The sequence below is a fragment of the Porphyromonas canoris genome, from assembly GCF_000769115.1.
GTDB lineage: Bacteria > Bacteroidota > Bacteroidia > Bacteroidales > Porphyromonadaceae > Porphyromonas_A > Porphyromonas_A canoris.
In genome coordinates this window covers 78,650-90,404 of sequence record NZ_JQZV01000005.1, presented here as the reverse complement: position 1 = coordinate 90,404, position 11,755 = coordinate 78,650, and the positions used below count along the sequence as shown (strand labels likewise).

The following is an 11,755-nucleotide window of genomic DNA, read 5'->3' as shown; positions in this document are numbered from 1 at the left end:
GCCGTACCGGAAGGTGCGGCTGGAACACCTCCTTTCTGGAGCGAAGTATTCGTGTCTGTTGTTTATATAAATGACAGACAGCTATTACTTGGGTATGACGCCGGTAAGCACACAGATAAATGATTAGTAAGGAGCAGGCATCTTCTACTCCCTTCTACTTAGTTGGTTTTTGTTTCAATATCTCTTTCATATACACGCTGGGGGATTAGCTCATCTGGCTAGAGCGCGACGCTGGCAGTGTCGAGGTGATCGGTTCGAGTCCGATATCCTCCACTTTTTATAATCAATAGCAATAAGTCTTTTGCTGTTGGTTATTTTTTTCCCTCTTTTCAAGCTCTCGATGTGTTTAATCTTTGAACATAACATCAGGTAAAAAGCTCCAAAACGAATGTTGAGGAGTATTTCGGAGAAGAGGATAGATATGATAATATTCTGTTTTCTTACAGAGGTCGAATAGTTCTGATTTGATACCCCAAAAGCCGAAGCAATTGTGCAATTATGCTTCGGCTTTTTTAGTATCATTATTTCATTCAACACTTTTTCTAAGGTCCTTATGCTTCTTTTTTACTATAACCGAAATTCAATTTTTCGGAAAATTTGTACCGTCGGTTAAGAACATTTGCTTTGAAAAGAGAAAAGAGGGGTTTCATTGTTTTGTGAAATTTATATATTTGAGGGTTGTTAACCATAAGCAACAAGACAATGAGATAATCATTATTTACATCAATCGCTTTTGTGGGCATTGGGCATCATGACTACGGGCAGTTGTGTGAAAAGAAACAACCAATACACCATTTGGAAGTATCAAGCAAGTACATATAACAGAATGGACTGTAGAATCATGTTACAGAATTGCCACAAAAAGGCGGAAGAGTATGTAAAAGACTTTTGAAATAATAAATGACAGGAGAGTTATGAATAAGCATTCAATGGCAACCTCATTTGCCTTAATCGGCTTTGGTATTGGAGGTTTTCTTTCCGATTTTTCAACGGTTGGAGTAATGTGTGGATTAGGTTTCGGGCTGCTTGTAGGATATTTTATCGCCGGTCTCACCACGGCAAAAGGGTATATGTTGCAAGAGGATTTTGTTGCAATGGGTAATCTTGCTGGCAAAACATTAGATGAAATCAAAGAAAAGGTTGGTGCCCCCAGAATAATACAAGCTTGTACTGTTGCGGATACCGGGAGAAAAGGGACTCTATGTACTTGGGCAGAAATGCCTTATATTATTATACTGCTATTTGACGAAAACAATATCTGTATTGGTGTAAATAAAGAAATGATAATGGATTGAGGTTCTTTAATCTGTTGTTCAATTCAAAACATTGCAGATCTCTACTATCTTATACTATCTGAGGGCGACTTTATAGATTAGCGACCTCCAGAGATATTTCAGAGAAGAGGATAGATATGAAGATATTCTATTTCCTTGCAGAGTCCGAATAGTTATGATTTGATACCTAAAAAGCCGAAGCATAATTGCTTCGGCTTTTTTTAGTATCATTATTTCACCCAACACTTTTGTTCTAAGGCGTTTTGCCATTGAAACTCTTTATTAAGGTCAAACTATTCCGACAGTTTTTGATTTTCAGTGCCCGAAATAATACGATCAAGCACACTGACAAACTCGTTCAGTCCATCTTCTACGTGGAGTATTTCGGGCTTATATCCGGTATCAAATTTTAGTAACAACGGTTTCCTGTTCGGTATATGGATGAGGACACCATCTTGATAAAGATTGTAGTAGAGTACACTCTCTATCGGTATTGATGCTGTTACGTTATTTTGCATCCCAACGAATAATATACGTTCATTAGAGATGAACAACCTTCCAATATCCATAGGAGAGAAGCTGGTAATCTCATTCCCGATAAAAGAGATGCTTCCGGCATGCAGCAAACCACTTTCCCACCGCACTCCCGAATAAGCTATATTATAATGAGTAGTCTTTTCTTCATGAAGCTCCACGCCATATATCACGTGATATGCTACTTCCCCTTTTCGCAGGTTAAGCCCATGTTGCGAAGCGTCGATAGGGTCCAGCTTGTCGTGTTGCAGGTCGTAGCGTTGGGCAACAGCCCATTGATAGGAGGTGAAAATATCGTAGCCGTTGTGCCCGGTTTCGTCCTTGTCGAAAGGGAAAGCTTGCTTTACTGCTTCTGCATTCTTGGAGTGAGCTATCTCTTTAGGCATTCCGCATTCCACAAAAATATCTAAAAATGATACGGTTCTATTTTCTTCAAAGATCGACTTTACTTTTTGTATCCACCGCTGTTGCTCTTCTGTGAGGGCGGATGCCGTTGGTTGTGGAGATGTCGAGTTGCCGGATGCAACCTTCACTATTGCTACAAAAAAGATGATGGCAACTACTGCAATGAAAAAGTATAACATAACGAATCAAATTAAACAGTGGATGAGATATAGGCTCTCGTCCGATGTAATAACTCTTTCTACAAGGGCGATTGCCGTAAATAACACATTTTGCCGTCTTATTATTTGGCTTTAAGGATTGTAAATGTACGTATATTAGGTTAATTTTCAAAAAAAACACCCTAGAAGTATTGATCCGGAGCTTTGTCTGTCTTAATTTTTGCTGCACACAGACACTCATCTTATTATCATAACCGATAGCAACAATTCCCTTGCTGTCGGTTATTTTTTTGTCTTCTTTCCAAACTCTTGCTATATTTATTCCTCGCATGGGAGAGTCTTTTCTATTTCCGGGCTATCCTTGTTTGTTCGGCAGCAGAGCCGGTTATTTCAAAGAAGTTTATCTCAGGCAGATTAAGATGGAAGAGTTGTTTCGGTCCTACATAGACTATTTGAGGTATGAGCGCAATGCTTCCGCTCACACCATTCTCGCGTATGAGAGAGATCTTGCGGACTGGTTGGCTTTTCTTGCGGAGCTGTTTGGAGAGGGTGGAGAAGAGCGTTATGCCGAGATTTCCTCCAAAGAGATACGCAAATGGATGCTGAAGCTCTCCACTTCCAATCTTAAAGCCACGACCATCAAACGCAAGATCAGTGCCGTCAGAAGTTGGTACTCTTACCTTCGGGTGCAGGGAAAGATCGGGCGGAATCCTTGTCTCGGACTTTCCATGCCCAAAGAGGAGCGGAAGCTGCCCACTTATGTCAGAAGCGAAGGGCTACTGCACCTCATTTCGGATTTGTATGATGTTTATGCTTCCTCTCATCAACACAAAGATTTGAATACCGCTTTTGTTGTGGATATGCTTTATCAGACCGGATTTCGCAGATCCGAGCTGTGTGGCATTAAGGTCGAAGACATCCATCTGTCGAAGATGGAGATCAAAGTTTTAGGTAAACGGGATAAAGAGAGAATTGTACCTTTTGGTTCTTGTTTGCTAAAAAAAATAGAGTTATATTTGTGTAGAAGGGAAGACATAGCACCTTCGCATCCATATCTCTTATGTACAGAGAATGGAGGGAGTATATCTCCCACACAGCTTTATACTATGGTGAGGGGTGCACTTGGGGCTGTTGCCGGACTCACAAAGCGTAGCCCTCACGTTTTGAGGCACTCGTTTGCGACGTCCATGCTTAATAACGGATCCGAGTTGCTCAGTATAAAGGAGCTGTTGGGGCATGCCGACCTTTCAACCACAACTATTTATACGCATACTTCTTTTACGGAGTTGCAAAAAATGTATCACGCTCATCCCAGAGCAAAAACAGTAAAGCGTATGAACATTAACATCCAAGCTAACCATTTTGAGCTTAGCACTCAGTTAGAAGCGTTCGCAGAAAAGAAGGTCTCAAAACTTGAACGCTTTTTAGGAGACATCATCAGGGTAGATGTTTTGTTTTCTCTCATAAAACCGGAAACGAATAGTAACAAAGAGGCGAAGGTGCTTGTCGCTGTTCCGAATAGCGAATTGGTGGCGGTGAAGAGTGCAGACTCTTTCGAGCAGGCTTTGACAGAGGCACTGGAAGCAATAGAAAAACAGATAGATAAATATAAACAAACGCATAGACGATAATAGACTCTTTTCATGGTACCGCTTAGAAACGAGAGGCGCGATGCCTTGTCTTTGAAGTGTGTATCTCTCAGTTTGATAGACTGATTGGCTGGCGCAAAACAGCTAAAAGTACAAGATTTTTAATGTATGAGCCCACATTCACCGTTGAGGTAAGTGTGGGCTTTTGTTATGTGCGGGGCTTGAAGAAACAGACTGTTTATCAATCTTTGATGACCCGGTTGAAAAAAGACGTTAGTCCTGTTTACATCTTTCTCTGAATCTTATAAGAGCATCCGTTCAGGGCTTGGTTGGTGGAAATCGCCACTTGCTGCCTGCCATTCAAGCCTTGCTTTTGGGAAACCGAGCCGTGGTTTTTGAGAATCAAAGTTTGATCGGAAACATTTTAAGCGTTCAGAGCTGTTTTTATTCACGTATAACAACTTTTACGAATAGGTTTAAAATAGAAATCTGTCTCTTATCCGAGATTGATTTTATATTTTAATCCCATTTTTGCGTCATTAAAAGGATGATTGTGATAACTCTTAATTTTCTCAAAAAACGCCTCTTTTATTTGCAGTAACGAAAATATTGTTTGATGTTTAAGGATGTCGATCGGAAAAGTTGCATTAACATTTCCTATCGTGGGGATGGGTCTTTTACCTCTTATACCGTTTGGAGATGCTGGTTGGGTGGATTGGTGTTTTGGAAACAGGGGCTGAGAAGAGTCTGTTTTGTCTAAGTTTACACCTTTTTGTCGTTGAGGAAATGCCTGCTTTTAAGGGATGAATATCTTTCTTTTTCTTGTCGAAAACAGATGAAAATAGAGGTGTTAATTTTATTAACATGGTTAACATCTATCGTTAACATATAGTATAAGTGTAGGATATATGCGACATAAAGGTGTGTGAAGATTGTTTGAAAGTGTAATGGAGTCTTATTAAAGTTGTTGGTCTTAATAATAATAACTACTTTTGACACGAATATGGGTATGTTCTTTACGGAATAAGTCTATGTTCCACAAAGGATTTAGCTAATGACCGCTCTTTTTTGTTGAGGATTTATTAATAAACAAAAAAGGAGGTGAATTGGAAGTATGTTTAACACAATTATAACAGTTTACCAAAAATCACTTTTTAGAGATATGAAGAAACAATTTCTATCACTATGGCCGTGCAGGATTGCTCTTGCAGGGGCTATATGCTTGGGTGGTTTGAGCATTGCTCCTGTTGCATACGCTGCTCCTAATGGAGATGCTGCCGTAACAACGGAGGCGCAAGCCAATCAAGGAAAAACGATCAAAGGTAAGGTAGTGGACTCTAAGGGAGCACCGCTCGGCGGCGTGCGTGTACGCGTTGCAGAGATGCCTTCAAAGGGAGCTATTACCAATGCCAAAGGGGAGTTTACGATCAGCGGAGTGGCTGAAAACCAACACCTGATCTTTACTTCTGTCGGTTATCGCAACGAACGCTTGAGCGTTAGAGGCGTACAGAATGTAAACGTTGTGCTTCAAGAAGACGTCCTTACAGCAGAGGATGTTGTCGTAACAGCGTTTGCCACAGGTCAGAAGAAAGCTTCTCTTGTAGGTTCTGTACAGACCGTCCGTCCGGCAGAGCTTAAAGTACCGGCTTCCAATCTTTCTGCATCTTTTGCAGGACGTCTTGCCGGGGTGGTTTCTGTTCAAAGAACGGGAGCTCCGGGTGCCGATGGTGCCGACTTCTGGATTCGTGGTATCTCTTCCGTAAACGCCAGCTCTCCACTTATCATCCTTGATGGTGTGGCGGTGTCAGCGGGAGACCTTAACGCTCTCGACCCTGAAGTTATCGAAGGGTTCTCTATTCTTAAAGATGCTACGGCTACTGCGCTTTACGGTTCTCGTGGTGCAAACGGTGTGGTTATTGTTACCACCAAGACAGGTACAGATCTTCCGAAACCGATTATCAATGTACGTGTGGAGGGATATGTAAATACTCCGACACGTCTGCCTAAGTTTGTGGATGGCCCTCGCTTTATGGAGCTGTTCAACGAAGCATTGGACAATCTTCCTACCGGTGACGTTAAGTACACACGTGAGAAGATCGAGAACACTCGCGCAGGGGTTAATCCTTACGTTTTCCCTAATGTAATGTGGTACGATGAGCTGTTCAAGACAGCCGCTTTCAACCAAAAGGCAAACTTCAATATACGTGGTGGTGGTAAGAAGCTCGACTATTTCATGTCCGTTACAGCCGACCATCAGACAGGTATGTTGAAGAATAGAAGTTTGGAACATAGCTCTTTCGACAACTCTCTCAATGTTTATCGTTACGCATTCCAAAACAATATCCGAGTGAACTTTACGGAGACTTCTTCTCTTGCACTCCGTTTGAATGCTCAGATAGGACAGAGCAGAGGTCCGAGAACAGCGATCAACGACATCTTTGGACAGGTAATCAACTCCAACCCGGTAGATTTCCCGATAGCTTATCCTGAGGATGGCGAAACGCTTTATACCAAATGGGGAGCAAGAAAGATCGGTCCTTCAATGATTCCTAACCCTTACGCCACAGCTGTTGCGGGTTATACAGACAACTTCAACTCTACGGTAATCGCTAATCTTGAGTTTACACAAGATCTCAAGATGATCACTCCGGGTCTTAAGTTTACTGCCTTGGCATCATTTAAGAATTGGGCTTCCACAAGCACAAGCCGTTTCCGTGATAACAACTATTTCGAGTTGACAGGGTACCAGTTGAATCCAAAGACCGGTGAGTACGACTTTACACTCAACCGTTTGGCTGATGAAGTGAACACAAACTTGAAGTCTGCCGGTGGAAACAACGGAGACCGCCGTTTCTATGCGCACGCTATGTTGCTATGGAATCGCAATTTCGGCGGACACGACATGGGGGCTATGTTCAACTATAACCAGGAAGAGACTGCCAATAACCTCTCTAACGACAACATCTTGCACAACTTGCCACGTCGCAAACAAGGTCTTGCAGGTCGTTTCACATACAGCTACGACAACAGATATGTCTTTGAAGCCAACTTCGGTTTCAATGGTACCGAAAACTTTGCAAAGGGTAAGCGCTTCGGTTTCTTCCCTTCTGTGGCTCTTGGTTACAATGTTTCCGAAGAGAAGTTCTGGGAACCGATCAAGGAGTATATCCCTCTCTTCAAGCTTCGTGGTTCTTATGGTCTTGTGGGTAATGAGGCTATCGGTGGAGACCGTTTCGTATACCTTCCCGATGTGAACCTGCAAGGTGGAGGCCCTTCTTATACTACCGGTTTGGACCAAGAGTATGGTTTGACCGGTCCTAATATCAGACGCTTCGGTAATCCTGATATTACTTGGGAAGTCGGAAAGAAAGCAAATGTTGGTATCGACCTTCAAATCCTTAAAGGTCTTCGCCTTAATGTAGACCTCTTCCATGAGTATCGTACCAACGTATTCCAGCAACGTGGAGCTGTTCCAAGCTATATGGGTACGGCGGCAACCAAGATCTATGGTAACCTTGCCGAGATCAGCAACCGTGGTATAGATGCTGCGCTTGACTTCAATAAGAATGTAAGCAAAGACTTCTGGTACAATGTTCGTGGTACATTTACCTTTGCTCGCAACCGTGTAGAGAAGTGGGACGAACCGTTCTTCTTGGAATACCCTCTTCTTTCACAGGTTGGTCGTAGCTTGAATGTCTGGACAGGATATGTTGCAGAGCGTCTGTTCATTGACGATGCTGAGGTTGCAAACAGCCCGGATCAGTCTTCATTTGCCAATGGAGCCAAGGCAGGAGACATTAAGTATAAGGATCTTCCGGATAGAGATGGCAACTACAATGGCCGTATCGACTCTAATGACCGTATGCCTATCGGTTATCCTACAATCCCTGAAATCATTTATGGTCTCGGCTCTAATATGAAATACAAGAATGTGGATTTCGGTATCTTCTTCCAAGGTGTTGCTAATACCTCTATGATGCTATCCGGTTTCCACCCGTTCGGTACACAGTCTAACCGTAACGTATTGCAGTTTATTGCTGATGATCACTGGAGTGCTTCTAACCAAAATATACATGCCGCTTATCCTGAACTTACTAAACAAGATAAAGCTGTCAATACTGCTGTTTCCACTTATTGGTTGCGTGACGCTTCATTCTTGAAGTTAAAAAACATAGAGCTTGGTTATACTTACAAGAATGCAAGACTTTATGTCTCTGCTCAGAACGTTTATACCTTCTCTAAGTTTAAGCATTGGGACCCTGAAATGGGTGGTGGTAATGGTCTAAAGTATCCTACTCAGACTACTATAAACGTGGGTCTTCAAGTGTCATTTAAGTAATTGGCAGAGAGGTGTACATACATATATGATCACAAATACGATTTAGAGAATTAGACATGAAAAAGATATATAACATACTATTGGCTCTGCTTCTTATGGGAGCAATGGGAGCATGTAACTATTTGGACGTGGTTCCGGATGAGACAGCTACCGTAGAAGACTCTTTCAAGAATGCAAAGTCTGCAGAAAAATTCCTTTATTCTTGCTACGGATCTCTTCCAAGACTTTCTGCTACAGTAAGTGGGCTGGACTTCCTTACCGGAGATGAAGTGGTTACATCTTTTGAACACGAGCTTTTTGCAAGATTCCCGAAAGGAACTTATACTGCCAGCGATCCTGTTATCTCCTATTGGAACAGCCTCTTTACCGGTATTCGTTACTGCTACATGCTATTGGACAATATAGATAAGGTACCCGGTATGGAGAAAGACAAAATAGAGGACTACAAGGCACAAGCCGAGTTCCTTATCGGTTTTTATCACTATCTGCTTATTCAAAACTACGGTCCTACCATTATCGTGACTAAGGTGGAAGATCTTAACACAGACGCTAAAGACTTCTTGCCTCGCCGTCCGTTGGATGAGTGTGTTAAGTTTGTTGCAGACAAGTTTGATGCTGCGGCTGCAAAACTTCCTAAGGAACGTACCGGTAGCGAATATGGCTTGGTTACAAGCACAGCGGCTAAAGCCCTCAAGGCTAAGCTTTATGTGATGGTGGCTTCTCCTCTGTTCAATGGTAACTCTAAGTTCTATGCAGATCTTAAGAGCCCTGATGGTACGCAGCTTATGCCTTTGACATTTGATGCAAGCAAATGGACAAGAGCCGTACAAGCACTTAGAGAAGCCATTGCTCTTGCAGAAGCAGACGGCTTTGAACTCTATGTGGCAAAAGAGGGAGCACTATCCAGCTTGCCCGAACCACAAGATCCTGTCCAACGCTCTTTGCGTTTTGCGATTCTTGATAGAGATAATACCAAAGAGATTATCTGGGGTGATACCAGACAACAAGGCTGGTATGACATCGCAGCTAAATCTGCACCATACCACGGATCAGACAATGCATATTCGGGTGTAGGTGTTACGCTCAACATGATGAAGCGCTTCTACACAGAAAATGGTCTGCCTATCGACCAAGATCCTGAGTTCTTTGCAGAGTCTGATTGGTGGAATCTTATGGACGTTCCTTCGGGTTATGCCAATGCCGAAGGCCGCATTCCTAACTTCCTTTTCAAGCGTGAGCCTCGTCTTTATGCTTGGGTGGCTTTCCAAAATGGCTACTACGAGATAGACAACAAGGACGAAAAAGGAAACTATGCACGTAATCTTCGCAGAGGACAGAATGGTAAGAAGGTTGTGATGAAGATGCTTGCCGGAGAGCCCGGAGGTAGAGGTCCTGTTAACAATCTGCGTAATAACGACTACTGTCCTACACTCTTCTTGAACAAGAAACTGGTTTCTCCTGCCAAGCGTCCGGGTAACAACCCTCAGTTTATCTATCCGTTCATCTCTCTTGCAGATCTTTACCTCCTTATGGCAGAGGCTTCTGTGGAGACAGGAGACCTTACTACCGCAAAGACCTACTTGGATAAGATCCGCACACGTGCCGGTATCCCTACTGTAGATGAAGCTTGGGCAAGAGCAAAAGAGCCGGGCAAAGCCAACTCTCAAGAAGGTCTGCGTGAGATTGTACGCCAAGAACGTATGGTGGAGATGTACCTTCAAGGACAAAACTTCTGGGATATGCGCCGCTGGTTGCTTGCAGAGACCTACTTCTCTCAACAGCCAAAGGGTCTTAACATGAAGGCTGCAACGTTGGAAGATATGTGTCAGGTGATGACTGTGGACGTACAACGTTCATTCGTTTCTCCTCGCAACTATCTCATGCCAATCCCTCAAGGTGAAATCAATAAGAACCGTAACTTGGTTCAAAACGTGGGTTACTAAGATTCTGACCATTAAATAGATAAAGACAATACAATGAAAAGAATAAAAGTAATGATGCTCGCCCTTATGCCTCTACTGGCTTTTGCTTTTGCTTCATGTAAGGACAAGCAAGATATGCCTACGGTAGAGCCTATCAGCATCTCCAATTTAAGATATGAGACAACTCCGGGACAGATCGTGCTTCATTGGGATAAAGTGGAAGAAGCAGGCAAGGACTTGCTCTATGTCAAAGTAAGCTACTTCGACCCTTATACCAATAAGAACGCTACCCGTCTTACCAGCAACTACTCCACTTCTTGTGTTATACCCAAGACTTTCAAGGTAGCAGGAGAATATACGTTTACGGTAACTGTGGTGAGCAGTTCGGGTAAAGAAGGTGCAAGCCAGACTCTCAAGGCTACATCTGCTCCCGTAGCACCTGTAACATCATTCTCTACGGAAGCTATTCCATTGACTGCCGAAATGCTTTCTACCAATGCTCAAGAGCCTTCGGAAGGACCTATTGCCAATCTTATTGATGGAAACGATGGCACATATTTCCACTCCAGATGGAGTGCTCCTCAGACTACCGATGCACACTATCTTCAGATAGCTATTCCTCAAGAGCAGAAAGCATTTAAGTTCTGGTATAAGAACCGTAATAATGGAAACGGAAAACCTCAAGACATTATCGTATCCGGTAGTGAGAACGGAGAGGATTGGAGAGAGCTTACTCGCATCAACAGCGGTCTTCCTACCGGTGCTTCTTCTGTTTACGATTCTCAACCAATAGATGCAGATCCTGCTATCAAGCATCTTCGTCTTACTGTAATGAGAACCAATAGTGGCGCAGCTCCTACCTTCTTCAATATGGCGGAGTTCAAACTTTATAAGGTGATCTATCAGATCTATGACGCAGAAGCGGAAGCGAAGAAGATTATCGATGGCTATGGTAACAAGTAATACTCCGCGAGAGATTACTATCTAAAGCTATATATGAATGGAGGAGAGTTCCCGACTTGTCGGGGACTCTCCTCTTTTTATGCCCTCTTGTCGCTCTCGGATGCTTGGGTGGAAATCTCTTTTGGCAAAGTTTTTTGCCCCAAGGATCCCTTTCCAAAGCTCTCTTTAAGCCGTTCAAAACTTTCTGTTACCCTGTTCAAAACTTCTCCCAAACAGATTCACTCTTCACGTTCAAAGCTTGGTTTTTATAAATCGGTACTTGGTTGCTGCTTTTCAAACCTTGACTTCCGGAAATCGTGCCTTGATTTGCAGATTTGTTCCTGCTTAACGGAACTATCTAACAGGATAAGAGAAACATTTGAATGCTTTCAGCTCATCTTCAATAAAGCATTGCAGCTTCATCGAGACTTTTGCACGGCATCTCATTTACGGTGTTGCTTTCGAGATTCGAGCTTGCTCTCAGACGTGAGTACACTTCCGTCCTTTTTCACTCTTCATCTCTTGTCTCTGAACTACTCTGCAAAATCTCTTTTGGCAAAGTGTTCTTTCCAAAAGATAAAAGCTCCTTGAA

Annotated in this window: 6 protein-coding genes and 1 tRNA gene; 6 read left to right on the top strand and 1 reads right to left on the bottom strand. The window is 42.9% G+C overall.

The window, feature by feature from the left end; translation table 11 throughout:
• The first annotated feature begins 199 nt into the window (after positions 1 to 199).
• Positions 200 to 273 (top strand) — tRNA-Ala (locus HQ43_RS02650).
• 641 nt (positions 274 to 914) lie between these two features.
• Positions 915 to 1,295 (top strand): hypothetical protein, encoded by a 381-nt coding sequence (locus tag HQ43_RS02640; protein ID WP_036789297.1) that lies wholly within the window; start codon positions 915 to 917, stop codon positions 1,293 to 1,295.
• Positions 1,296 to 1,567: 272 nt separating this feature from the next.
• Here the strand turns inward: HQ43_RS02640 and HQ43_RS02635 are convergent, their stop codons facing one another.
• The gene (locus HQ43_RS02635; protein WP_036789295.1) at positions 1,568 to 2,392 is read right to left on the bottom strand and encodes a hypothetical protein; all 825 of its coding nucleotides are present in this window, start codon (positions 2,390 to 2,392) and stop codon (positions 1,568 to 1,570) included.
• A gap of 308 nt (positions 2,393 to 2,700) precedes the next feature.
• On the opposite strand from HQ43_RS02635, the gene hpf reads away from it, so the two are divergent.
• The 4 genes from hpf (at position 2,701) to HQ43_RS02615 (ending at position 11,184) form a co-directional block, all read left to right on the top strand.
• Positions 2,701 to 4,002: a ribosome hibernation-promoting factor, HPF/YfiA family gene (hpf, locus tag HQ43_RS02630; protein WP_152567470.1), complete on the top strand. Its 1,302-nt coding sequence runs from the start codon at positions 2,701 to 2,703 to the stop codon at positions 4,000 to 4,002.
• Between the two features lie 1,120 nt (positions 4,003 to 5,122).
• Positions 5,123 to 8,299 carry a SusC/RagA family TonB-linked outer membrane protein gene (locus tag HQ43_RS02625; RefSeq protein WP_052103032.1) on the top strand — a complete coding sequence of 1,059 codons (3,177 nt, stop codon included), beginning with the start codon at positions 5,123 to 5,125 and terminating at the stop codon, positions 8,297 to 8,299.
• A 56-nt stretch (positions 8,300 to 8,355) separates the two neighbouring features.
• On the top strand, positions 8,356 to 10,242 hold the full coding sequence (locus HQ43_RS02620; RefSeq protein WP_036789293.1) for a RagB/SusD family nutrient uptake outer membrane protein: 1,887 nt from the start codon (positions 8,356 to 8,358) through the stop codon (positions 10,240 to 10,242).
• Positions 10,243 to 10,275: 33 nt separating this feature from the next.
• Entirely contained in the window at positions 10,276 to 11,184 is a 909-nt protein-coding gene (locus HQ43_RS02615) for a discoidin domain-containing protein (RefSeq protein ID WP_052103031.1), read from the top strand.
• The last annotated feature ends 571 nt before the right edge of the window (positions 11,185 to 11,755 follow it).